Source organism: Fodinibius halophilus (assembly GCF_011059105.1).
Classification (GTDB): Bacteria; Bacteroidota; Rhodothermia; order Balneolales; family Balneolaceae; genus Fodinibius; species Fodinibius halophilus.
The window spans coordinates 75,002-99,215 of record NZ_JAALLS010000017.1; the positions used below are offsets into that span (position 1 = coordinate 75,002).

The window sequence follows — 24,214 nt, forward strand, 5'->3', positions numbered from 1 at the left end:
AATTAAAAATCCATTGGGTTTGGATGCTTGAATTTATACCCCAAAACTTCCGTGACTTTTTTGTTTGATACTACTTTGTGATTTTTGCTGTCATTCTCTTCAAAGGTGGGTGGTTCCAGATCCATAGCCCGTGCCGCAGCAGGGTAATACATATTTTTTGGGGGATGCCCGTCAGAAACCCCATTAAATATCTCACCTCTGATATCTTTATTAATAATGCGGTCAATGATACCTATACAGTCATCGCGATGAATAAGGTTTACAGGGGCATTTCCACCGGATACATTTTTACGCCCTGCCAAGAAGTTTGCAGGATTTCTATCGTAGCCGTAAAGGCCTCCAAAACGGATAACAGTAGTATCGAAAGAGTCTTGTTTCATCAGTAACTTCTCAGCTTTGAGCAGGGCATTTCCTGAAGGCCGTTTCGCATTTCCCTCTTCAGTATCGGGCTCTGCAACAATACCCGGTTTGGGGGGATATACTGAGGTCGAGCTTATAAATATTAAGCGCTCGACGGGAGAGCCGTTAATTTTTTTTACTATTGATTTGATCTGTCGAAGATGATATTCCACAATGTTGTCTCGACCGCGGCCCGGGGGAATATTCAGGACCAGGAGGTCAGAGTCCCAAAAATCATCACAGTTATTGCAATTGAGGTTTGGTTCAAGTTTTAATAAAAAGGGAATGATTTTTTTCCCTTTGAGTAGTTCAACCTTTTCTTCAGAGGTGGTAGACCCTTTGATGAGGTGTTTTTTATCACGGAGATGTTCTGCTAAAGGAAGCCCAAGCCACCCGCAGCCTAAAATGCTGATCGTCATAATTTATTTTTCATATTAAAAATGATGTTTAATATCTAAAAAGTGTTGTCCAATATCATTTGTTGCTGTTCGGAACAATAGCGTTAATGACATAGTACTTATAACCGTAACAGTTATTACTAACGAAAATGAATTAAATTACATTTCTATTATTATGAAGCGTATTACAATATTGATTACTATGATCTTGGCAGCTTTTATCGGTTGTTCAGAAAAGTCAGAAAATGAGATGGATCAGGCGAAAGAAGAGGCTCAAGAAGCTATTGAGTCGGCCCAGAAAGATCTTGAAGTTAGCAAGAAGGAGTTTGTTAACAAGGTCGAAGAAGAGCTGACAAAGATGGAAAATGAGATGGAGAAGATAAAAAGTAAGATTGACAGTAAATCCGGGGATATGAAAAAGCAACTTGAGAAGAAGTTGGAAGATCTGAAGGAAGAAAAGAAGGGCCTGAAGAATGATCTGGAAGAGTTGCGAGCCCGGTCTGGGGAAAACTGGCAAGAGCTGAAGGAAGGAGTTGATGACCAGCTTGATAGCGTTAAAGATTCATTTAATAGTTTCAAGAAAGAGTTGGGGCTGGGGTCTAACTCGTAATTTTTTAAAAAGTATAGCCAGAAAATGGTTTAGTCTCCTGCTGTTTTAGGTGACCATATTTTCTGTTGAAGGCCCGCTTGAGAAATGCCGGGCCTTTTTTTATCGGGGGTTATGTTTTTTAAAGTCTGTTTGATTACTAGTATCGAATTGTATAAAATGGCATGATTAGGAATCAGTCACGGGTGAGTAGGTTCCCCCTTTAGGAGAATTAGTTGGTGATGAGTGTCGATAATAGTGAATCTTTATTAATAAAAAAGATACGTGAAGGGGATGAGTATGCCTTCGAAATTGTCTTTTTAAAGTATTATTCGCCGATGTGTAAGTACATATGGAAGTATGTACGTTCCGAAGCACTTGCCAAAGAAATAGTACAAGAGGTTTTTGCTACTGTTTGGGAAACAAGATCTGATCTTGACCCTTCAGGGCATTTGCGTGGGCTTCTGTATGAAATGGCTCGCAATAAAGCGCTAGATTATATCAAGCATCAGAAAATTGTTGATCAATATTTAGAAGAGAGACGAAAAGAAAATCGAAAGGATACTGTTGAGCATATAAAGGTTGATGAGGATCCTATCCGGGAGCGTGATGTAGAGCAAGCCATTGATGCGTTACCTCATAAAGCACGTTTAGTCTATAAGTTAAATCGTGAAGAGGGACTTACTTATAAAGAGATCGCAAAATACCTTGAGATTTCTATAAAAACTGTTGAATCGAGGATGAGAAGAGTGTTTCAGATATTACGAGATCGCCTTTCGAAGTATTCGCCTATCTTTATACTTGTTTGCCTATTCGTAGAAGCTTAACAGGGCTTCTGTAGGTAGAATAAAACGGATTTTATCCCTTTTAAATTTTTTCGAAAAAATTTAAGGGTATCGAGAATTTCAATCGTATTCCTAACTAATCACGGAACAAATATATCTATGAACTGGCAAATTCTACGGAAATATATACGCGGACAATGTTCTGAGCAAGAACTCAGACAGCTGGGGGAATGGCTGCAAGAGCAACCGGCGAATGAAGATTTTTTTGAATTTTTTATTGAACATTGGCAGTCCAATGAGGAAGTCGATTTTGAAGTTGATGCCCAGGAAGCATGGAAGCACTTTAAGAGGAAACAAGATATTGCTTCCTCTTCGGATACCAGAGAGTTCCCTGCTGCTATTCAAAGTAAAAGATCGTATGCAGTTCATGGAAATAGAAGTAAGCAGAGAAAAGGATATTGGTATTCTCTTGCGGCAGCTGCTATAATTCTTATCGCAGGACTTTATGGGGTTAGTCAATATGTTGTGGATTTACAGTCGTCAGATGTTAATAAAATGGAAGCCCAAGAGATAACGACCTCAAAGGCACAACGTATTAAATTAAAACTGAGTGATGGAACCTTGGTGACATTGAATGCTGAGAGTGTATTAAAAATACCAGAAGATTATGGAATAAGCTCTCGGACATTGCACCTGCAAGGAGAAGCCTTTTTTGATGTTAAGCATGAAGAGCACAGGCCTTTTGTGGTTCATACCCCCAAAGGTTATGTGAAGGATTTGGGAACTCAGTTTAATGTTATGGCTTATGATTCAAGTAGAATAGAAGTTGCAGTCAAAGAAGGGTTGGCATCAATAGGAGAGATAAAAAAGGATAAAACCTTAAATGATTTAGTAGAGTTGACGCCTAATAAACTAGGAGTGCTGGAAAAAGAAGGAGGGCTTACGGTATCTGATATTAAGGATATGAAGCTCTTTACCGGTTGGGCAGAAGGTCAGTTGGTGTTTCGTAAAACACCCTTTCCGGAAGTTGTAGAACGGTTAGAGCGCTGGTTTGATATCGAGAGTGTTATCAAAGATTCCTCATTGAGGAAGCGAACGCTAACAGCAACGTATGATAACATGCCCTTGAACGAAGTTCTCCAGGTGGTTGCAATATCTATTCATGCTTCATATGAGAGGCACAATGGTACGGTAACCTTCCGAGACGAAAATATTAATACTAATTGATAAGAAGCGGGATTATGATAAATAACAGGATACGAATTACCCACTTGTATAGGAGTGCATTGATGCTACTTATAATGTTGTTGGCAATATGCACTAATGGTTATGCCCAGAATATGGAAGCAACGTTGGCAGAGCTATATGATGGCGAGGTTTTGGTTCAGACCGCCGAAAATAGAGCTTCAGCAAAGCTTCAAAAAGAGGTTCGCCTGCAAGAAGGGAAACAAAATTTAGTTGCGGTACTTAAATCAATTGCTCAGCAAGTTGGATTAAAACTATCTTACAGTGAACAACTGATTCCCTCAGATAAAGAAGTGCATATAACAGGTACTAAAAATACTGCTGAGCAAGCATTGTGGGATGTATTGAGTGGTACCCCTTATCGTTTTGGTGTTTCTGCCAGTGGTCAGCTTGTTTTAATGCGAACAGCGGGTACTCAGTCTAAAAAGGAAGTTCAAACTGGTACTATATCTGGAAAAGTAGTGGTCGCAGAGAGTGGAGAAACACTACCTGGTGCAAATGTTTTTATTAAAGCAACGGGGCAGGGCGCATCAACAGATGCAAATGGCGAGTTTTCGATATCTAATGTTGAGAGCGGTGTTTATGAAATTACAGCAACCTTCATAGGATATCGTCGCAATGTTAAAGAAGTTGAGGTGGTAGACGGTGAAACTACTGAGCTGGTCTTTAAAATGGTACAAAGCAACCTTGGTCTTAACGAAGTAGTTGTCACAGGATATTCTTCGCAAACAAAACGTGAGTTTACGGGGTCTATGAGTACAGTAGGTTCAGAAGAACTAGAAAATGTGTCTCTTCAAAATGCAGAAGCATTGCTTCAGGGGAGAGCTTCTGGTGTACAGTTAACAACATCAAGTGGTAATCCTGGTGGGGGATTTGAGATACGTGTTCGTGGAGAGGGTTCTATAACCGCAGGTAATGGCCCCCTTTGGATTGTTGATGGAGTTCAGATTAACTCAAATAGTAATACTGAAGGCAATGATGTTTCACCACTTAATAGTATCCCTGCATCGGATATTGAGTCTATTGAGGTATTAAAAGATGCTTCTGCAGCTGCTATTTATGGGGCACAGGCTGCAAATGGAGTGGTTCTTATATCAACGAAACGTGGACGAAAAGGTGATGCTCAAATCACAGTAAATTATGAGACAGGTATTCGAAAAGATATTAAACGATTAGAATTAATGAATTCTCAAGAATGGGTTGAATACCATTTTGAAGCTCAGGGCGAAAGTGAAACACGTGGAGATGTGGAGGACTTTGGGTATGATCGTAATTTTGATCCGGAAAGTTTGCCCACCTTTGACTGGCAGGATTATATCTATAGAAATGGTGTTTCAAATAGTGTAAATGTATCTGCAAGCGGGGGTAATGAAAATACCACTTACTATATTGGTGGAGCATGGGAGAATACTGAAGCTCAGGTAAAAGAAGTAAAGTTCGAACGGTTCAACTTGCGAACTAATTTTGATCATCAATTTACTTCTAAATTTTCGTCAAATTTAAATATAAACTTAACGAGTTCATCTGCGCCAGGAGTTTGTCAGGATGGGTTTTACGTTAACTGTCCCTTTTACCAATCAATTGAAGAAGTACCAATGTCTTTTCCTTATATCGATGCTGATGGAAATCTGACAGGTAGTAGGACAATTGAGAAAGGCGGCCGGTATAATCCATATACGGAACAAGGTCTAAATAATAATCCTGCTGTTATTCTTAATGAGGAAGAACGTTCAACAAAAGTAACTCATATTCTTGCCAATATGGCACCTACCTATGAGTTTGCTGATTGGCTTTCATTAAGTGGTATGTTAGCAATGGATTACCGCTTGGAAAAAGAAAAAGATTGGGAACGTCCTATTGCAGATCCCGGAAATGATGGGAGCGTAAATCGCAGAGTTGGTACCGTAAGTAATTTTAGCACAAATATTCGTCTTAATGCATATCGAACGTTTTCTGAAAATCACAATGTTTCGGGGCTTTTAGGAGCAGAATATCGGAGAGAATATGTCGATGAAATTGAGGCAACACAGATAGGCATTGGAAATTCTTTCTTAGGGGTGATAGATGCAGCTGCCACACCTGAGTCGGGGCAAGGGTTCAATACAGAATTTCGTATTGCCAGTTATTTCGGGCAGCTAAAGTATAATTTTGATGAGCGTTATTATGCTACTGTTACTTCCCGTTATGATGGGTCTTCACGTTTTGGTAAGGATAAACGTTGGGGCTTTTTCCCTTCTGCATCGGTAGCTTGGCGCATTTCAGAAGAATCGTTCTTTAATATTGATGCTATTAATGAACTTAAGTTACGGGCAGGTTATGGTATTACCGGAAATGCAGCAATTAATAATTTTGAAGCCCGGGGACTTTTTGGAGTTGCTGGAAGCTATAAGGGTACTACCGGTTTAACGGCTACTCAATTAGCCAATAACGCTCTGACTTGGGAAGAGGCCAGTGAAATAAATTTGGGTCTTGACTATGCTCTCTTCAACAACAGGGTATCGGGTAGTATAGATTTATATAAACGAATAAATACTGACCTTCTGTTAGACCGACCGTTGCCAACAGATAGTGGCTTGGGGTCTATCACTGAGAATATAGGAGAAGTAGAAAATCGGGGTATTGAGTTCGAAATTAGAACTGTAAATATGGATTTATCTGATTTCTTATGGTCCACAAGGTTCAATATTGCTATCCAGCAGAACGAAGTGAAAGACCTAGTTAAGGATAGCAAAATGTTAGATCCAAGTGATGATGATCCTATTGCGGTAGGTCATTCGTTAGAAGCATTTTGGATGCCAAGGTGGGCTGGAGTTAATCCTGCTGATGGACGACCTATGTGGTATGATGCTAATGGAAATATTACATATCGCCCTACCACTGCAGACAACGTATTTTTGGATGGCGGAGAACAAGATGTTATTGGGGGTTTTGGAAATCGTTTTTCTTACAAAGGCCTTTCAGTGGATATATTTTTCCAATACAGTTTTGGGCAGACCGTACAGCCAGAAACAGAATTTAGCTACCTATTTTCTGATGAAGAAGGTGTGTTGAAGGATGTACATACAGATCGTTGGCGAGAAGCTGGAGATATTGCAAAATATCCACGGGCAAGTGAAAATGGAACAGGCTATTTCGAGGCTTCCGGTTGGTCAGATGTTAACAGTAGTAATTCACTATTTGATGCTAGCTATATACGATTAAAGAATGTGAGTGTAAGCTATACACTACCAGCACGTATTTCGGATAAGCTTGGACTGCGAAGCGTGCGAATTTACGGTTCTGGCTTAAACTTGATGACCTGGACTGCTTACCCTTATCTGGATCCTGAAACAGTAGGTAATGAATCTTCAGCATCCTTTCCTACAGCCTTACAGGTAAATGGTGGAGTTGAACTCCAATTTTAGAAGAATTTTTAAAATATAAATGGATTACAGTATGAAATATTTATTAAAAATTTTGATTGTTTTTTATGGGTTTTTATTGCTACAAGGGTGTAATGATCTGCTTGAAAATACAGAGCCAAGTACCTCGGTTTCACAAGAGTTAGCTCTTAATAACCCAGATGCTATTCGGGGGTTAAGAGCAAGAATGTATGCGCGGTTTCAGGCTGCACCCGAAATGAACACTACATGGTTACTAGGTCCCAGTGCTTTGGCTGATAATACTGATATCGGATCTGGTACTCGTTTCGAATCACTTAATAATAACGAGTTTGAGTCGGGGGTAGGTACAGCAGCTTGGAGCGATCTTTACGACATGATTAATGATGCCAATATCTTGCTTAAAGGTGTTCCAGAAGGGGTAGTCACGGATGAGAATTTGACGAAATATCATGGTGAAGCCTATTTTATGCGAGCTTTAGCACTACATCACTTGGTACGTATTTTCGGATATGAGCCTGGAATGGCGCCGTCTTCCGGTAAAGCAGCCGGCTTTGATCTCGGTGTTATTATTCGAACGGAACCGACGTTAGATGTTTCGGATGCTGATTTCAAGGAACGAAAAACGGTTAGTGAGGTTTATCAACAGATTGAATCAGATCTTAATGATGCATTGACTAAACTTAAACAGCATTCTTCTGACGGACCTTTTTATGTTACGCCAGCTGCTGCGCAAGCCCTGTTGGCTCGAGTTCATTTATACCAGAAAAATTATGAAGAGGCAAATACTGCTGCTTCAGAAGCTATTAGTAGTTCAGGGGCACGTTTAGCCACAGCTTCAGAAGTGTCTTCCATGTTTGATGAGACTGTCAATAATCCAGAAGCAATTTTTACTGTAGATGTAGATCCGGCGACTGAATCCGGAGGAACTAATGATGCACTTGCCGCTTATACTTCTATGCAGTGGTTCGGGCAGATCCCAACTCAAGATTTAATTGACAGCTATGATTCCAATGATGCCCGGTTAGATGCTTGGTATACTCTCTGCTTTAATGATGTAACTGAGGAAGCAACAAATGATTGTGCAGGGGTAAATGCTGGCAATTTAGAACTGCATAAGTATGCTGCTGAACAAGGGCAGTTTGCTGATGATTATGTGCATTTTAGGGTTGGAGAAATGGTTCTTATCCAAGCTGAAGCATTATTAGATACAGATGGACCTTCCGCTGCTATTGCGAAGCTTGATGAGCTGCGTAGTCATAGAGGACTCGGAGCATATTCAGGTCCTACTACTGAACAAGCGGTGTTGGATGAAATTCTGGCCGAGCGTCGTCGGGAACTTGTTGCCGAAGGACACCGCTTTTTCGACCTCAAGCGATTAGGGCGTGACCTGAGGAAGGTAAAGTTTGATCCCGATAATGGTACTACCACAGTGAGTTATCTGCGATACGATTCCTACGTTTATCTTGACGATTTGCCCGATGGAGAGGTTGAACTAAATCCTAAGCTGGTTGAGAATCCATTTTTTGACTAACAGAACCGGGTGAGGAAAAATTGATATGATGAAAGATAAAAATATTGAAATTATGAAAGAGCATATAGTTTATAAGTTATTTGTTATTACGTTGGTTTCACTGTTTCTAACGGGTTGTTTGAATGATCTGTTTGAACAGAAAAAATTAACCTTCGAGGATGATCCTAAATTGGAGTTTCGTCCTCAGGATGATACCTATTCTGAGGATGAGGGGGAGATCGAAGTGTTAGTCCAACTTATTGGATCACAACGTGAGAAGGATTTGTCCGTTGGGTTCTCAGTCAACAGTGATACGACAACGGCTGTAGCTGGAACACATTATGAGCTTAAGACTACATCCCCTGTTACAATACCAGCAGGTTCAAGCTCAACTACTGTAACCATTGATCTAAACGGGACTTCTCTTGCAGGTGGCGAGTTTAAGATATTAGGACTTACCATCGATAGCGGAGGAGAGGTAGAACCGGCAGAGAATCTAAAATCTTATGTTCTTACGATCGAAGGAGAGTAAGTTTTATGGTATAAAGAATAACTAACTTAAATCTAAGTTAGTTATTAAGAAAAAGGCTGAGCATAACTGCTCAGCCTTTTTTAATTGAAGGAATATTTCCTTTGACTTTTACTCTTCACCCATAAATGGATAGGTCCAGTCTTTAGGTGGTTCTTGTGTTTCTTTGATAGAACGGATAGAGATCCAGCGCATCAGGTTGGCAGCACTTCCGGCTTTATCGTTGGTTCCGGATTTTCGTGCTCCGCCAAATGGTTGCTGGTTAACAACGGCCGCGGTAGGCTTGTCGTTAATATAGAAGTTGCCGGCTGCCTGACGCAGACGATCGGCCATCTTATTGAGAGCATAACGGTTTTGAGAGAAGATTGCCCCCGTAAGTGCATATGGCGAAGTATTATCGCAGAGTTCGAGCGTTTCATCAAACTTATCATCTTCATATACATAGGCCGTTAGTACAGGACCAAAGATCTCTTCTTCCATTGTTTTGAAGTGTGGATCTTTAGCATGTACAAAAGTAGGTTCAATAAAGAAACCTTCCGAATCGTCGTAATCACCGCCAAGTAACACATCGGCATCGTCAGCATCATGGGCAAAATCGATATATTCAGTGATGCTGTCGAAAGCACCCTGGTCGATAACTGCAGTCATAAAGTTGCTGAAATCTTCCGCTTCGCCCATCTTAATTTTTTCAACTTCAGCAGTGAACTTGTCTCGGAACTCATCCCACAAAGATTCTGGAATATACATGCGAGAAGCAGCAGAGCATTTCTGTCCCTGGTATTCATAGGCTGCACGCAATGCGGCAACAACCAGTGCATCGACGTCTGCTTCATTGTGTGCAAAGATAAAGTCTTTACCACCGGTTTCACCAACAATACGTGGATAGGTGTTGTACATTTCGATATTGTCAGAAATACTTTTCCACAAGTGCTGGAAAGTGCCGGTAGAGCCGGTAAAGTGCAGTCCCGAGAGATGTTCGCTTTCAAGAACAGGATCTCCGATATCAGCACCGTTGCCGGGCAAGAAGTTAATAACGCCATCGGGCAGTCCTGCTTCTTGCAGAAGCTTCATAATAAAGTAGTTGGAGTAGACCGAAGAGGTTGCCGGTTTCCAGAGGGCAACGTTTCCGCAGATAGCCGGGGCAGAAGGCAGGTTCCCTGCAATAGAAGTAAAGTTGAAGGGGGTAACTGCAAATACAAATCCTTCCAGTGGACGATACTCCGAGCGGTTCCACATGCCTTTGGGTGAATCAGGCTGATCTTTATAGATCTGTGTTAAGTAATAGGCATTGAATCGGAAGAAATCAGCAAGTTCTGCTACGGCATCAATTTCTGACTGGTACGCTGTTTTAGACTGTGCCAGCATGGTGGAAGCATTGATCTTGTACCTCCAGGTACCGGAAAGCAATTCCGCGGCCTTCTTAAAAATAGCAACGCGGTCTTGCCAATCCATCTTCGCCCATTCCTCACGAGCTTCCATAGCGGCATCAATAGCCATCTCTACTTCTTTTTCACCACAGAGGTGGGTAACACCCAGCTTGTGGTCATGGTTATCGGGGATCACGAGGTCAGTTGTATTCCCTGTCTTTACTTCTTTACCGCCAATAATTGCAGGAATCTCTATCTGCTGTGCTTTCAGGCGTTCTATTTCTTCTTTCAGTTTTTCTCGTTCGGGTGTGCCCGGGGCATAAGAATAAACCGGTTCATTATCCGGTTCCCGGAGTTCAAAAAATGCATTAGCCATAATACTGTCTTACTTTGTTTTCAGATTTTCTTTGCTACAAAAATGGTTCTTTTATTCCGTTTAAGAAGGTACTAAAATTTTAGCAGAATTGGCGAAGCAAGCTTATCCCTTTTTATTACGATCTCTTAAGAATGAACTAATCTTTTCAGCGGTTTCTATTCCTGTTGAAATACAGTCCGGTACCGATACTCCATTGCGGTAATTGCCATCCAGAAAAAGGCCGGGATACTCTTGTTCGATATTCTGCATCTGGGAGATAAAGCGATCATATCCAACTTCATACTGGGGAATGGCTTTATTCCAAAATTTGTGATGACTGAACACAGGGTCTCCCGTTACACCCAAGAGTTCATCCAGTTCGTTTGTTACGATAGAACGCAGTTCTTCTTCGGATTTGAATGCAAGGCCTGGATTACGTGCACCGCCAATGAAACAGGTTATCAGATGGTGACCTTCTGGAGCCCGGTTTTCAAAAAGGGTCGAAGAGAACAGGCACCCCAGCAATTTATACTCTTCAACTTCAGGGACGAGCATACCAAATCCGTTTAGTGGATGGGAGACCTGTTCTTTTTTATAGCCCAAAGCCAACACGCTGAGTGGGGCGTAAGGGAGTTCTGAAAGTTCATCAAAAAGAGCGCTCTCAAAAATAGTTGTTGTTGCATAAGCTGGTATGGTAGATACTACACAGTTATGTCGGTTTGTAATATTTTCTGCACCGGTTTGTGTTTTAACCTGCCAACTATCGTCTTTGGGGATGACAGATGTAACTGTTGTGGATGTTTGAACGGTTTCGGGCAGTTTGCTTGCCAGTGCTTTTGGAAGTACCTGGTTCCCTTCATCAAAAGAGAGTAATGCTTTTTCGGGTGTGTTATTAGAGCGATCTTTTTTAAACATACCTTTGACCAGGCTTCCATGTTCTTGCTCCATTTCCCAGAGTGAAGAAAATGTGTGCTTAACAGAAAGCTGTCTGGGATCACCGGCAAAAATTCCCGATACAAAAGGGTTTACTCCGTAATCAAGAGGTTGTTTGCCTAGCCGGCGTTCAATAAAGTTGGCGATACTGTCATCTTCTTTTGTAGGAGCTTCAATAAAAGGTTCTTTCAGGAGTCGCAGCTTTGCGCCCGCAGTAAATAGAGGAGTGGACAGAAAACTCCCGAGTGAGTTCGGCAGGGCAACGGGAGTTACATTTTTAACGATAAAGCGTTTTTGAGCGGCAGCGTTTGCTTCTCGGATGCGTTCACCGAGTTCCAGTTCTTTAAGTAAATCCCAAACTTCTTGTGTGCGCACCATTAAGGTATTGGGACCTTCCTCAATCAGCCAGCCGTCTTGCTGTGTAGAATGGATGGCACCACCTACTTCGTCCCGTTTTTCATAGACCGTAACAGATATATTTTTCTTGGCCAGGGCATGGGCAATTGTTAATCCGGAAATACCCGCTCCAAGTATAGCAACTGCTGATTTTTTATTAGTCATTGTATTATAAATTCAATACCTTCTGTTCCTTAATTAGAATTGATCTAATTAAGGATAGCGTTTCCACGGGACTTGATTGCTTACGGCCCCAGATGATACGCTTTTAATATAAACGAAAAGTGAAGATTTCGGATCGATATTATGAAGCAGTTAACAAAAGTATTTATTACCGTACTAACGGCCTTTCTAATTGGTTCTTGTACCCAGTCTTCTTCCGATCAATTGGTGGTTTATTCCGGACGAAGTCAGGCGCTGGTAAAACAACTGGTTGCCGACTTTAAAGAGCAGACAGGCATCGATATACAGGTAAGATATGGTAACGATGCAGAACTGCTTGCTGTATTGAATGAAGAGGGTGAACAGAGCCCGGCCGATGTATATTGGGCAAATACAACCGGAGCCCTTGCCCAGGCAAATGAACAAGATATGTTAACAACCCTTCCAGACTCTTTAACAACTAAGCCCGATGCCTATCAATCTGCTACCGGAAAGTGGGTGCCAGTAACAGCACGGTTTCGGGTATTAGCCTATAATCCTGAGAAAGTAAATCCGGAAGAGTTGCCCAAGTCGGTGTTAGATTTACCAACAATGGATAAGTTTGAAGGACGTGTGGGATGGACCCCAACCTATTCTAGCTTTTATGATTTTGTTACGGCTCTTCGACTGACAAAAGATAATGAAACTGCCAAGCAATGGCTTAACGATATGCAGTCTCTTGATCCCAAAGCCTATAGTTCTAATACGCCCATGGTGCAGGCTATTATGGCGGGAGAGATCGATCTGGGGCTTACCAATCACTATTACGTAATCCAGACAAAGCATGGGGGCAAGGAAGGATATTTTGAAGACCATGAGCACTATGGAGAAGAAGGACCTAACCCTGATGCTAATATTGAAACTTATCACTTTGAAAATGGGGATATCGGAAACCTGGCTCTGGTAACAGGGGTGTCACAGCTTAAAACAGCGGATAACCCAGAATTAGCCCAGAAATTTATGAGTTTTCTGTTATCTAAGCAGGCGCAGGAATATGCAGCACAGTCTGTAAATGAATACCCGGTAACAGGAGAGGCCGAACTCCCCGACTATATGCTGGAAGCTAAAGAGGCCTTAAAGTTAAGCCCCGATTATGATTACGAACAGCTAAAGCAGCTGGAAGGTACGCTTAACTTGCTGCGTGAAGCAGGATTGATTTAATATACTCTACCCCTTAGTTATTGGGACACTTTAAGAAATTTTGGAATCCTCGGTATTTACAAAGTGCCGGGGATTTTTTAATTGTTTCTATTTAACTGGGGATACGTGCTGTTACTGTTTGGCAAGAGATAAAACCAGTTGAAGGATCTATTGCACGTTATCTAAAACAGGGGATATACAGGGAAGAATAGCGTTCCTAAATACGGAATATGTGGCTACTCCTGGCAGTTTTGATTTAATCAAAGAATTCCCCGACGCTTTGCTTCGGGGGGCGGATAACCTTGTCATTCCGAACCATGTACCGAGCATGCCGAGGTATCTCTTTCGGAATCTCACTAACAGAATTTTGGGTTTTGATCGTTAGGTCAAAATGGAGCCGGCAAAATACTCTGCAGGCTTGCCTCGGAGATTGTTGGGGGCAAGAAATTCTTTATTCATAGGTACAAGTGTACTTTGCATCTACGTTTAGACAAATCTGTCGATGAGATTAAATCTCTATTCCCAAAGTCACATAAAAGCTTCTTGCTTTAGCCGGTATAATGCCGGGACCAGGATAACCGGTGGCTCTACGAGTAAAGTATCGGTTGTCAGTAAGATTGTTAACGCCTGCTTCCAGGTTGAAGCGATTATAGGAGTACTGGGCAGACAGATCCATTATGTAGTAAGCCGGAATAGTACCTTCAATAGCCGTTGGGGTTTGACGGGCATTGGTAGCATCAGAAAAGTGTTCTCCTACAAATGAATATTGATAGGTTGCTTCAAAGTTGTGGTGCGAAAAGGTAAGTCCCGTCTTGAAATTAACATTTGGCACATGTTCAACCTTATTATCTTCAATTCCGGTAACTTGTGCATCAGAATAGGTGGCTGTGATAAGTGCCAGGTTCGTAAAAAGCGATAGCTGAGTTTCACTATATTTCTCGATGAATAATTTATATAGATCTACTTCAGCAAAAGTTTCGAGGCCATAAATCTTAGCATCAGCAACGTTTGTGCGATAACGGAAGGTACGGTCTACCAAATTATTAAACTTGGGATTGGGCTCCGTTTTTAAAACGGTTCCAATCCTGTCTTCATAAGAAAGATGGAAGAGACTTAGATCATAATTTAGCAGTTGTGTAACATTTCCTCGAATCCCCAGGTCGGCATTAAAGCCGCGCTCGTCTTTTATATTGGGATCTACTTCGAGGTTACCAACATCAACTCGGATATCATTAAAGTTGATGGCGCGGTAGTTCTGTGAAAAGTTACCATATATTTCCAGCGATTCACTCTTCTTATAGCTTAACCCAACGCCAAAAAGTGCAAAGGAACGTTTTTTGTCACGTTCTTCTCGGATGGTCTCATCGAGCAGGATGTTACCGGCCAAATCTTTAACGATATTTCTATAGTACCCATCAGATTTTGTTCGAATATATTCTAATCGGATGCCCGGAGTGATGCTAAACTCGGGGGTGATATTGAAAATATTTTCTACAAAAAAGGCACGGTTTTTACTGGGCAGGTCAAAGTCTGATCCCGTTAGATTATCCGGATTTTGATAATTGAAATCGGCATCGCTGCCGGCTGATCCTTTACCCTGCCGCCGATGCGTAAAGCCATCGTAATAGCGAAAGCCGGCCAGAAATACGGATATATTATTTGCAAAATTATAACGATGGATGAGTCGGGTTTCGTTACCCCAGTTTAGATAATCATCTCGTAAAAGATTTCGAGGTCCACCAAAATCAAGGCGATCAATTCTGCTGAGATTCCCAACGGCATCTCGACTCGCTTTAAGTCCAAAGAAGCGAGTGTTGAGGCGAGTCATAGATGAAAACTGATAATTTGCCTTAAGGGCCAGTAGATTCCAGTTAACACGAAACCAATTACGCTCACGATTAGATTGGCTGGGATCTTGTTCGAACTGCGTGTCTGTGAGTCCGCCCGGTTGTTGTGCAAGGTAACGCATATAGGTAAACTCCGGGGTGATAGAGAGTTTTTCTGTTAGGTCCAGTTGTACTGACCCATAGGCCGTATGCTGGTCAAGGTTCGAATTGGGCCGCCAGCCTTTATTGGTTTTATACTGGTAGAATCCATAATAGTTAACTTTATCAGTGCTGCCCCCAACACTGTTAAAAGAGTTGAAGAGTCCGTATGAACCATATGTTTGATGGGTGTTAAGCTGAAAGGTCTCGTCTTTGGGACCATCTTTGAATTTAAAGTTAAGCATCCCACCGAATTGTGTTCCATATTGCAGGGAAGCCGCTCCACGGATTATTTCTATACGTTTTAGTGCCCGGGTAGGCGGGGTGTAATAACTTTCAGGGTATCCGAGAGCATCAGCAGCAATATCATAGCCGTTTTGGCGGGTATTAAAGTTTGAGTTTCTTTTAGGGCTTAAACCCCGACCACCAACGCTTGTTTGTACACCGGCGCCGTCGCTTTGCCAAATGTTTAATCCGGCTACTTTGGCATATACCTGCCGGCTGTTATTGGTGGCCAGATTTGCTGAGAGGTCATCAAGTACGATAACCTCATTCTTTTTTCCTTCATTAATAGTTACTCCTTCAACAGATCGCAGACGTCGAATACCAAAGGTCTTTTGCCCCTGCCCGCCCACGATAATTTCGTCAAGGGAGCTTTTAATAACCGATAGCTCAAAGTCTACATTTTTGTTCGCCTGTTTTAGCTGGACCCTTTTTTTAACCACCTGCTTTCCATTATAGTAAGCGGCCACTATATAATTACCGGGTTGAAGGTTGGCAATTTTATATTGCCCTTTTGGGTCTGTCAGATCTGAAGTTTCGCTACTGTATCGGATGAGGTTTCCATCTTTCTTTTCATTCAATTCCGAAACATAGATATTAGCAAGCTCAATAGGGGTTCCCTTATCATCGGTAACAGTTCCTTGTACAGAAAATGTTTGCGCAAATAGTACGTTTGAATTGCCAAATGTAAGCAGGAGGAGTAGTACGTAAAAAAAGTGTTTCATTATTAATTATTGGTAAACCAGTTCGTTTGATTCTCATTATAGGGGGTGATCCAGTCTTTATGAGTAAATCCTCTTTCGATTTCGGTCAGATCAACGTCCGGATCAACTAAAAGGGTGCTTCTTCTGCCATTGAGAGTCACAAAAGATTCCGCTCGGATTTCGACATCATCCATACCCTTTTGCTTATATTTCTTTTCAAGATGGTGAGCAAATTGCAATATCATATCCGGTTGGGTAGCCATCATTTTTTCTTGGTAGGGCGATAGATGTTTCCAGTTTGAAACTTGCCAGTTTTTCCCGGTTTTGGGGTTGTGAACATGGAAGGTGGCATGACCGGCTTTTTCCATCAGCATAACTCTCCAGGAAAAGCGGTATCCCTGTTCGGTCCAAAATAGGTTGCCGGGATATAGTGTAAAGCGAAGCGGTACTAGCAGCTGAAGAATAAAGTGCAAGATCAGAATACCGGCAAGAATAGGATGCGTTTTTTTGGATAGGGTAATTTTTTTTGAGGACTGAGCCCCGGCTTCTTTTTGATTTAACTTAAAGAAGGTTCCGAGCTTTTGTACTTTTTGGATGATATTCTTGTGAAACTCGGGGGAGAAAAAGATAAGCGTGCTCAAAATCATAATAAACGGGAACATGCCGATCTGAAAAAGGAAATAAGTAAGCATGTGGAAGACAATAACGCTTATATAGGCCCAAATGCGGGTAGGCCTGTACAGAAGAAAAAAGGCGATTGTCAGATCATAAACAGTGCCCGCCCAGCTGAAAATATAAGCTGAAATTTCATAGTTCAGCAGTTCGCCAATAACGGGCAAATGTGAGTTAGCCGGCAGCCATATTTTTAGCGGCATGGCGTTGAACAGCCAATCCGGATTCAATTTTGCAGCTCCGGCATAGAAGTAAACGATGCCCAGCTGTAGCTTGAAAATATTGACCATCCAGGCTGGTACGGTTTCCCGTTTCAGGCTTGGTTTTCTGATGGTGTCGATAGAAAAACTACGATGAGCAGGAACCAGTGTCAGTAGAAAGCTGATAATACTGACAAAGTAATAGTGGTTCAGGTAGTTGGTTTTGTCAATGAGTTCTACATAGGTAAAGGAGAGAAAGAAAAGTACTGCCGCAAGCCGATAAAAGCTTCCCAGCATGATGCCGAGGGCGGCCAGCCCCATTACAAAAAAGAGGGCGTACATCCCAAACTCTCCGAGTGGGGCAACCCAATCGAATCCGTAAAAGGTGAAAAAGTAATCGGGTTTTATATATAAGTCGTACACCCAGCCATTGGCAACAAACCGGATAACACTTACCAACATTATAAATCCGAATAGCGCCCTGAAAACAGCGAGGGGCGCTATCGAAGTTTGTTGGGTGAGGTACTTTTCCATTGTGATTATCTGGTAGCCTTTACAGTTAATCTCCGTCGTTATCCTGGTAGGTAATAGTAATACCCAGGGCCGAAGTCATATCCGCTTTAACCAGCGTAACGACCTTTTGCATCGCCTGGAAGGCCTCGACAACGGGATCGTTGTTACTATCAACCTGTTGCGAAAGGGGATCGTTTAGTGCGTTAAGTTTGTCGAGAGATTGGTCAATATTCGTTTCTATCTCATCGGCTAGTGTGGCTGTACCTACCGCATCGAGGTTTTCTTGCAGTCCTAATCCGTCATTACTATTTAAATCAATACCCAAATAAAGTCTTTTAAATGCCTGCATGTTTTCAATAGCCAACTCCACAGAATATCCACCGTAAAGTGCTTCAGTAGTAGATGGGCGTGGGATGCCTGCACTTCGTACGCCAGACGGAATACCAATTTTACCGTCTCTAAGAAATCGCTCGTAATGAAGTACCATCGCGTTAATAAGCATACCCATTGAGCTGCCTATATCTGTTCCTGAGTTTTCTTCACTTAAAAAGGTACTTGCGTAATTATCCCCGTCAGCTTTCCATTTGGTAACAACCGCATCTACATTTTCTTTAATGAAAGCGATGTTATCCAGCAGGTAATCCATCCTGTTTTGGGCATTTGTTTCATTAGTAAATTGAGAGACAATTTCTGAATCAGTTTTGTTATCCCCATAAACCAAGAACCCTACTGCCGGGAACCCAACGGCATCTTGGTTGTCGAGGCTACCCAGGCTATAGTTACCGGAATTAATATTATCATTAATTTTGGTAGTATCTGTTGGATAGGTATTGAGAGAGGTGCGGAGCAACTGCATTTCGGCAGGGCCAAATTCGAATAAACTGGCATTTTGCCAAGCCAATCGCGCCCCTTTAAGGCTCTGCTGCAGGACTTCCAGGTTTTGAGTATTAGGGGTGTTAGAAAATGTTGTGGCCGAACTGTTTAGCTGATCGACAGAGTCTTGCAGCATATTGTAGGCCGGCAGAATAACATTTTCGCTATAGTTTTTTAGCATCTTTGGCCTGTCAAAATTACTATCCTCTGAATCGGTATTGCTTTTGCAGGAGCTCAATAGCGTGACAGAGCCAAGCAGGAGAACGAAAAATAAGATGTGATTGAACTTTTTCATGATCACAATATTAGGTGTTAAAAATAACCAAAGCTTTGACGGGGACTCCCGCCAAAGCTTTTGATTAGGAAAAAGAATTGATTACAGCTGATCTTGAACATCCTTCAGTTCAGGATAGATCTCTACAAGTGTAGATTTAGCTTTGTTTAATCCTTTAGAGTCAACATTCCAGAAGTTGCCGTTGTCACCAAAGTCGGTTTCTTGTATGGTGGTAAGTTGATCAACCGTTATCTTGCGGCGCGGACTATATTTTAATGCGTTGGCAAATGCCCATGCCTCTGAAAGCGTGTGGAACGCCTCACCTTGTTCTCCGGCACTTAGGTGGTCAAGCGTAGAGTTTATATAGTGAATAGTAGTCGCTGCGGCAAGGAGTTCCAGCTTTTCATAAAGGATATCAACTTGCTCAGTTAGGGCCGTTTGATCCTTGTTTACAATAGCAGTACGGCCTTTGATGAAAGCATCCATCAGAATATCGTTGAAGCCGAGCTCAGCGTCGGATCCGTTAGAGTAATCTGCCCAGAATTTAGCTTCACTTTCGCGGGATTCGGGCCAGTCAGATTCAAAATCAACGGGAGCTCCGAAATATCCGAAGGCTTCGTCGAAGTGGTGTTCTTTGGCAGTGTAGTTTTTACCTTCTTCAAGGTTGCTGTTATCAACATCGGGACCAATACGGTCATCAGTTAAATAGACATTGAAGATCTGGTGATAGAAAACAGATCCCATCAGTCCTTTTTCGATAAGCTGTCCGAACTCTCGTCCGTTAGCATCCACTAAAATATTATCGCCATCTGCGCGCGCAATCAGTCCTGCCTGGCCATTTGATGCCTGGGTACCTTTTTTACTGGCTGCTGAAGCCTGGGCAAAAAGATTTTCGTAAAAGTTGTTGTCTAAATCGTTTGGGAACGTTTTGTTCTTAAGCTGACGGTCGGATGTGAAGTCAAAATTTCCGCCACCGTTGCCGTCTTTATTTTCGTACATATCAAGCAGTGCTTGCTCCGATAGTTCCTCGCCTTTATCACCTTTGCCGACGTACGAGTCGATTTCATCCAGCATTTTTAGACGATCAGTTTGCCCGGGGTAGGCTACCGAAGAGGAGCCGTCTCGGCTGAATTCATAATTGTCAGGTGGGCTTATGGTCTCATTATCGTCGCCATCATTTACATTACACCCAAATGTAAATGCTGTAAGGGTAACAGCTATTCCAATGTTTACAACTTTCTTAAAAGTCATGTTTGTAGTTCTATACAGGTTAGATTTGAAATTTTAGAGCTGAAGTATAAGACTATTTAGACTAATTATAAACAAATACCGATAGGTTTTTTCTATCCTCTGAAAGGGTATCGAAAATGGAAGGTATAAAGCCGCTCTGAAGGTGAGTATTATTCCCCAGAGGCCTCTCGGTTAGAAAAGATATTCATCATTTGGTTGAGTACGCCATTGCCAACAACTGATATTTTATCTTGGTTGCCGAGCGATAAAAAGCGCAGGAACTTCCGCAGATCAACCAGAAGGTAGGGCGGGTCTGTTATGAGGGTATCGCTGGAAATAATATGGTCCCAGTTTAATGGTTGGTCAAATTTAACTCCATTTTTCTCCATTGCTTCTTTGTAAACATAGGCGATAAGCCCATAGCCGATTGTGGTGGGGTGAATACCGTCGAGGCTGAATATTCCTCCCTTATTCACTTTGCCACTCTCTTCATTGATGCGAATATAGTCGGTACTTAATAGTGGGTTTTCTTCATTTTCTACCAGATGTTTCGTCATATCGTGACGCATCATTGCCTGGCGAAACTCTTCAGGATAGGGCAGGCGATTTTTGCCTCCGAGACGTCTGCGTGCTATACCGCTCACATAACGGTTTAGCGGTGCGGTGATCCATCCGTACTCGCGGGCAACTTCTTTGATGATGGTATTGTATTCATCAACATGCTGATCGAGTTTAATGGCTTGTTCTTTGGTTAAGTGAGGATGCGTGTCGGGATGAAAATCCTCATCCCACACCCAAAAGCGAGTGTAGTAATCAAAGTAGCCGGTATGCCCTTTGCGTGACTTATCTGAGTTCACTCCTCGGGTAACCGGTGGAATCGTTACATATGGAATAGTTTGTGTAATCACCCGTTGTGCCCCCACTTGACTCACTCGCTCTGCAAGTTTCCGAAACTCTTGTTCAAAATGTTCAGGTCGGTAGACCGTATAACTGCGTTCGGTAGGGAATTTTTCAAGATCCTCTTCTTCAGAAAGTATATATCGAAGATCTGACACTGCGCCAATAACATTGTTGTGTCCCATGCTAACGATGAGGTTCTCAATGCCCCCATTTTTTTGTAGATAACGGACATTATCGAGGAGAGTATAATCTCGGAACTGTTCGTCATAGGAAGGGTTTAACACCAATCGAGCAGTGACATACATAGCGTGGTCAGGAAGCATATCAAAAACCGAATAGGTCTCAGGCTGGGTTTCAATATGTTCTTTACTGTTGCGTTCGGTCACCATCCAGGCATCGTTCATGGCAAAGCCCCATACCGACTGATTGTGGTAGGGCATATCCCGATCCCTTTTCAATGGTTTAACTTTGCCCTCCCAATAGTTTTTTATGCGTCTCAGCGTTTTGTATAAGTGAGTTATAGCCGGCAGGTATTCGTTCCACTCTATAGATTCGCCAAATTCGTCGGCCATACCCCGGGTTAATATTTCGAGGTTGAGCGGAATTCCTGCTTGTGCAGTGAACAGGGGCTGATCAAAATCAGGGGTCGGTTCCCAGCATTGTCGCAGAAAGTTGGCATAGCTCAGGTCGGTGCGGTAGATGCCGCCATTTTGAAATCCTTGGCTTACACTGTCTCCTAAAACAACGAGCTTATGTTCAGGCGATGATTTTTTCTTGCTCACTATAAGTAAATAGGGTTAGTCACGGATTCTAAATTGTGATTAAACTTCCTGAGAATATGTCGTATCTTAAAGCGCATTTTTAATCAGAATGTAGTAAAAGGATGAGCAAAAAAGAAAATAACAGATTAGCAGAATTTCGAAAAGAACGAGAAAATGCCAATGAAAAGATATTGGATCTCGATAACCTCGGCATAAAACGTTTTTTCAATCTGGATACGAATACCTATAAAGAGGGGGCGCTGCCGGTAGAGACAAAAGAGTTGCTCGGTTTGGTGGCATCTACCGTGTTGCGCTGTAATGATTGTATCGATTATCATTTAGAGCAGTGCGCAAAAGCCGGATCTACAAAAGAGGAGCTGGTTGAGGCCTTGAATGTAGCGCTAGTTGTGGGAGGGAGTATTGTAATTCCCCACTTGCGTCATGCCGTAGAAACATTGGAGATCCTCGAAGAAGAGGAGATCTTAGACTCCTAAAAAAGTAGATTTACTGTGCAACGATATTTTATCCTTACGGCTATTTTGATCTGTTTCTGCTCGGGTTCTGCCGCAGCTCAACTGTTAGGGGGCAGTGTGGGGGCAGATTCAATCTCTACGGCATTGGTCCCTGCGTTTGGCTACAGTTCCAATGAAGGTTTTGTAGGGGGAGCTATTTTCAATCGCTATAACTATAAAGGCGGGATTGCCCCATTTAAGAATTACCTGCAATCTTCGGCTATTGCATCAACCAAGGGCTTTGTAGAAGCAGAAGTAAGATACGAACAAAGCAACGTTTTTAATCGCGATATCCGCTCTTCCATTGAAGGGTATTTTTACCGTTATACAACGGATCTCTTTTTTGGGGTGGGTAATAATACCACCTTCACAGAGAACCAATGGGATAACGATTATTATTTTTTTCGATCAATAAGTTTTGGTTTACAATATAAGCTTAGAAAGCCGGTCTTTCGTGATACCGACAGTCAATTTGATCTTCAGGCAGGGTTAAGTACGCAGTACTATATCCCCTATGAAACACAAGAACAATCATCCTTTACACAGTTAGCTCCCAATGGAATGAAGGGAGGCTGGGTTAATAATCTGAATACAGGCTTTGTTTGGGAGAATAGGGACAGTGAATTTGATCCAACAAAGGGAAACAGGGCAGAGCTGGAAGTCCGTTTTGCGCCTGGTATTATCAGTGAGTATTCGTTTACGACTGCCCGGTTGGAGCTGCGTCAATATTTTCAGCTTTTTAATTGGATAACGTTTGCCAATAAGCTGGAGGCTCGCCATGCTGCTGGGGATGTCCCGTTTTGGGAACTTTCAACACTTGGAGATGCATATACGCTTAGGGGATATCCCTTAAATAGATTCAAAGGTAACAGTTCACTTGCGTATACCCTTGAGCTCAGAACGTGGCTTATCGAATTTCCGGAACTGTATAATCTTAAATTCGGTGGGCAGTTGTTTACCGACACGGGTCGTGTTTTTACCGGTCAGGATGATATTAATGATCTGTTTGAGGGATATAAACAGACGATTGGGTTTGGCGGAGCAATGTCTGTTTTTACTCCTGACTTTATTTTGCGAGGTGATATTGGCTTTTCCGAAGATGTAACCCGTATTTATATTGGGGTAGGATACCTTTTTTAGAATTATTAACCAGAAATTTGTTTAGATATTATGAGTCGATCAGTAGTATTAACAGCTGCAATTGAGGATACTGAAGTCTTCCGTTCTGATTTGGAAGATATGCCCGTTTCTGTATTGCATTATCCGTTGGAGTGGTACGAGCCGGTTAAGGATAATGAGGATGTGTTGGATACACTGGAACTGCTAGATGAGTTTGAGAATATTGTCCACGGTAGTAAACGGAATGCGCAATATTTTGTAGATGTGGTTGAAGAGTATGATAAGATGGATGCTGTTCGTAACCAGCTGAACCTGACATTGAACCAACATACTGCCGATTTCTTAGAGGAGGCAGGTATACCGGCGGTACACCCTCATGCCGAGGGAAAGGCCATAAACCTGCTGGAGTTTATGCTTCGTATTAAGCGTATCGGAAATACGTTGTACCCATGCGGTGATAAAACCTCTGAAGATATGCCAGGCCTTCTAAGGGAGTTGGATGTTCCGGTCGAGGAGTTGGTCCTTTTTACGCTGGAAGGGCCTGAGGAGATGAAATTGCAGGAGTATCGCACAGATTTAGCTGCCCATGACCCTGCATTTGTTATTTTTCATTCTCGCCGCGCTGTTAACCGTATACCGGCGGCTTTTCCCAATCTGGATTTTAGTGATGCTCATATCATTACCGGAGACCAGGCTGTTACTGACAAGCTGGAAGCAGAAGAGATAGAGGTCGACACTCAGGCCGAAGGCAGTTGGGATTCTGTCAAGGAAATTATTAAAGAAGAGGTGGGGGTATGAGGAGTGAGTCGTGAAGACAGGATTCAGGATGCAGGAAGTTAGAGGTTGGAAGTTGGATGTTGAATAATTAGGAATTGAGAATTATAAATTCCTCTAGCTCCAAGGGAGTTGTACTCCCGATATTTTGAGAAACTGTAAGGTTTTAACCAAATAACAGTCTTACT

Annotated in this window: 18 protein-coding genes; 10 read left to right on the forward strand and 8 right to left on the reverse strand. The window is 42.2% G+C overall.

What is annotated here, in order from left to right:
* Positions 1–2: 2 nt before the first annotated feature.
* Positions 3–818: an SDR family oxidoreductase gene (locus G3569_RS12885; protein WP_165269787.1), complete on the reverse strand. Its 816-nt coding sequence runs from the start codon at positions 816–818 to the stop codon at positions 3–5.
* A gap of 154 nt (positions 819–972) precedes the next feature.
* On the opposite strand from G3569_RS12885, the gene G3569_RS12890 reads away from it, so the two are divergent.
* The 6 genes from G3569_RS12890 (at position 973) to G3569_RS12915 (ending at position 8,838) form a co-directional block, all read left to right on the forward strand.
* Entirely contained in the window at positions 973–1,407 is a 435-nt protein-coding gene (locus G3569_RS12890) for a sll1863 family stress response protein (protein WP_165269789.1), read from the forward strand.
* Between the two features lie 218 nt (positions 1,408–1,625).
* Positions 1,626–2,210 carry an RNA polymerase sigma factor gene (locus tag G3569_RS12895; protein WP_165269791.1) on the forward strand — a complete coding sequence of 195 codons (585 nt, stop codon included), beginning with the start codon at positions 1,626–1,628 and terminating at the stop codon, positions 2,208–2,210.
* 117 nt (positions 2,211–2,327) lie between these two features.
* The gene (locus G3569_RS12900; RefSeq protein WP_165269793.1) at positions 2,328–3,395 is read left to right on the forward strand and encodes a FecR family protein; all 1,068 of its coding nucleotides are present in this window, start codon (positions 2,328–2,330) and stop codon (positions 3,393–3,395) included.
* Between the two features lie 62 nt (positions 3,396–3,457).
* Complete coding sequence (locus G3569_RS12905; protein ID WP_165269795.1) at positions 3,458–6,817, forward strand: SusC/RagA family TonB-linked outer membrane protein; 3,360 nt, start codon at positions 3,458–3,460, stop codon at positions 6,815–6,817.
* A gap of 31 nt (positions 6,818–6,848) precedes the next feature.
* Positions 6,849–8,327, forward strand: coding sequence for a RagB/SusD family nutrient uptake outer membrane protein (locus G3569_RS12910; protein WP_165269797.1), 1,479 nt, complete (start codon positions 6,849–6,851; stop codon positions 8,325–8,327).
* Between the two features lie 25 nt (positions 8,328–8,352).
* Positions 8,353–8,838: a DUF4843 domain-containing protein gene (locus G3569_RS12915; protein ID WP_165269799.1), complete on the forward strand. Its 486-nt coding sequence runs from the start codon at positions 8,353–8,355 to the stop codon at positions 8,836–8,838.
* Positions 8,839–8,946: 108 nt separating this feature from the next.
* Here the strand turns inward: G3569_RS12915 and pruA are convergent, their stop codons facing one another.
* Positions 8,947–10,578, reverse strand: coding sequence for an L-glutamate gamma-semialdehyde dehydrogenase (gene pruA / locus G3569_RS12920; RefSeq protein ID WP_165269801.1), 1,632 nt, complete (start codon positions 10,576–10,578; stop codon positions 8,947–8,949).
* A 102-nt stretch (positions 10,579–10,680) separates the two neighbouring features.
* On the reverse strand, positions 10,681–12,051 hold the full coding sequence (gene hemG / locus G3569_RS12925) for a protoporphyrinogen oxidase (protein WP_165269803.1): 1,371 nt from the start codon (positions 12,049–12,051) through the stop codon (positions 10,681–10,683).
* A 141-nt stretch (positions 12,052–12,192) separates the two neighbouring features.
* Here hemG and G3569_RS12930 point away from each other — a divergent pair, with 141 nt between their 5' ends.
* Positions 12,193–13,248: an iron ABC transporter substrate-binding protein gene (locus G3569_RS12930; RefSeq protein ID WP_165269805.1), complete on the forward strand. Its 1,056-nt coding sequence runs from the start codon at positions 12,193–12,195 to the stop codon at positions 13,246–13,248.
* Positions 13,249–13,735: 487 nt separating this feature from the next.
* Here the strand turns inward: G3569_RS12930 and G3569_RS12935 are convergent, their stop codons facing one another.
* From G3569_RS12935 to G3569_RS12955, 5 genes are all read right to left on the reverse strand, one after another.
* The gene (locus G3569_RS12935) at positions 13,736–16,219 is read right to left on the reverse strand and encodes a TonB-dependent receptor domain-containing protein (protein WP_165269807.1); all 2,484 of its coding nucleotides are present in this window, start codon (positions 16,217–16,219) and stop codon (positions 13,736–13,738) included.
* 2 nt (positions 16,220–16,221) lie between these two features.
* Complete coding sequence (locus G3569_RS12940) at positions 16,222–17,604, reverse strand: HTTM domain-containing protein (protein ID WP_165269809.1); 1,383 nt, start codon at positions 17,602–17,604, stop codon at positions 16,222–16,224.
* Positions 17,605–17,629: 25 nt separating this feature from the next.
* The gene (locus G3569_RS12945) at positions 17,630–18,637 is read right to left on the reverse strand and encodes an imelysin family protein (RefSeq protein ID WP_165269811.1); all 1,008 of its coding nucleotides are present in this window, start codon (positions 18,635–18,637) and stop codon (positions 17,630–17,632) included.
* Positions 18,638–18,832: 195 nt separating this feature from the next.
* Positions 18,833–19,981 (reverse strand): DUF4856 domain-containing protein, encoded by a 1,149-nt coding sequence (locus G3569_RS12950; protein ID WP_165269813.1) that lies wholly within the window; start codon positions 19,979–19,981, stop codon positions 18,833–18,835.
* Positions 19,982–20,130: 149 nt separating this feature from the next.
* Entirely contained in the window at positions 20,131–21,642 is a 1,512-nt protein-coding gene (locus G3569_RS12955; protein ID WP_165269815.1) for a hypothetical protein, read from the reverse strand.
* A gap of 101 nt (positions 21,643–21,743) precedes the next feature.
* Between G3569_RS12955 and G3569_RS12960 the strand changes: the two genes are divergently transcribed.
* The 3 genes from G3569_RS12960 to G3569_RS12970 are packed head-to-tail and all read left to right on the forward strand — an operon-like array spanning position 21,744 to position 24,050.
* The gene (locus tag G3569_RS12960; protein WP_165269817.1) at positions 21,744–22,115 is read left to right on the forward strand and encodes a carboxymuconolactone decarboxylase family protein; all 372 of its coding nucleotides are present in this window, start codon (positions 21,744–21,746) and stop codon (positions 22,113–22,115) included.
* Between the two features lie 15 nt (positions 22,116–22,130).
* Entirely contained in the window at positions 22,131–23,273 is a 1,143-nt protein-coding gene (locus tag G3569_RS18975; RefSeq protein ID WP_165269819.1) for a ShlB/FhaC/HecB family hemolysin secretion/activation protein, read from the forward strand.
* A 30-nt stretch (positions 23,274–23,303) separates the two neighbouring features.
* Positions 23,304–24,050 carry a uroporphyrinogen-III synthase gene (locus tag G3569_RS12970; protein ID WP_165269821.1) on the forward strand — a complete coding sequence of 249 codons (747 nt, stop codon included), beginning with the start codon at positions 23,304–23,306 and terminating at the stop codon, positions 24,048–24,050.
* The last annotated feature ends 164 nt before the right edge of the window (positions 24,051–24,214 follow it).

Coding starts and splice junctions, on each gene's coding strand:
- G3569_RS12885 (WP_165269787.1), bottom strand. CDS start 818: ATGACGATCAGCATTTTAGGCTGCGGGTGGCTTGGGCTTCCTTTAGCA.
- G3569_RS12890 (WP_165269789.1), top strand. CDS start 973: ATGAAGCGTATTACAATATTGATTACTATGATCTTGGCAGCTTTTATC.
- G3569_RS12895 (WP_165269791.1), top strand. CDS start 1,626: ATGAGTGTCGATAATAGTGAATCTTTATTAATAAAAAAGATACGTGAA.
- G3569_RS12900 (WP_165269793.1), top strand. CDS start 2,328: ATGAACTGGCAAATTCTACGGAAATATATACGCGGACAATGTTCTGAG.
- G3569_RS12905 (WP_165269795.1), top strand. CDS start 3,458: ATGCTACTTATAATGTTGTTGGCAATATGCACTAATGGTTATGCCCAG.
- G3569_RS12910 (WP_165269797.1), top strand. CDS start 6,849: ATGAAATATTTATTAAAAATTTTGATTGTTTTTTATGGGTTTTTATTG.
- G3569_RS12915 (WP_165269799.1), top strand. CDS start 8,353: ATGATGAAAGATAAAAATATTGAAATTATGAAAGAGCATATAGTTTAT.
- pruA (WP_165269801.1), bottom strand. CDS start 10,578: ATGGCTAATGCATTTTTTGAACTCCGGGAACCGGATAATGAACCGGTT.
- hemG (WP_165269803.1), bottom strand. CDS start 12,051: ATGACTAATAAAAAATCAGCAGTTGCTATACTTGGAGCGGGTATTTCC.
- G3569_RS12930 (WP_165269805.1), top strand. CDS start 12,193: ATGAAGCAGTTAACAAAAGTATTTATTACCGTACTAACGGCCTTTCTA.
- G3569_RS12935 (WP_165269807.1), bottom strand. CDS start 16,219: ATGAAACACTTTTTTTACGTACTACTCCTCCTGCTTACATTTGGCAAT.
- G3569_RS12940 (WP_165269809.1), bottom strand. CDS start 17,604: ATGGAAAAGTACCTCACCCAACAAACTTCGATAGCGCCCCTCGCTGTT.
- G3569_RS12945 (WP_165269811.1), bottom strand. CDS start 18,637: ATGCTAAAAAACTATAGCGAAAATGTTATTCTGCCGGCCTACAATATG.
- G3569_RS12950 (WP_165269813.1), bottom strand. CDS start 19,981: ATGACTTTTAAGAAAGTTGTAAACATTGGAATAGCTGTTACCCTTACA.
- G3569_RS12960 (WP_165269817.1), top strand. CDS start 21,744: ATGAGCAAAAAAGAAAATAACAGATTAGCAGAATTTCGAAAAGAACGA.
- G3569_RS12970 (WP_165269821.1), top strand. CDS start 23,304: ATGAGTCGATCAGTAGTATTAACAGCTGCAATTGAGGATACTGAAGTC.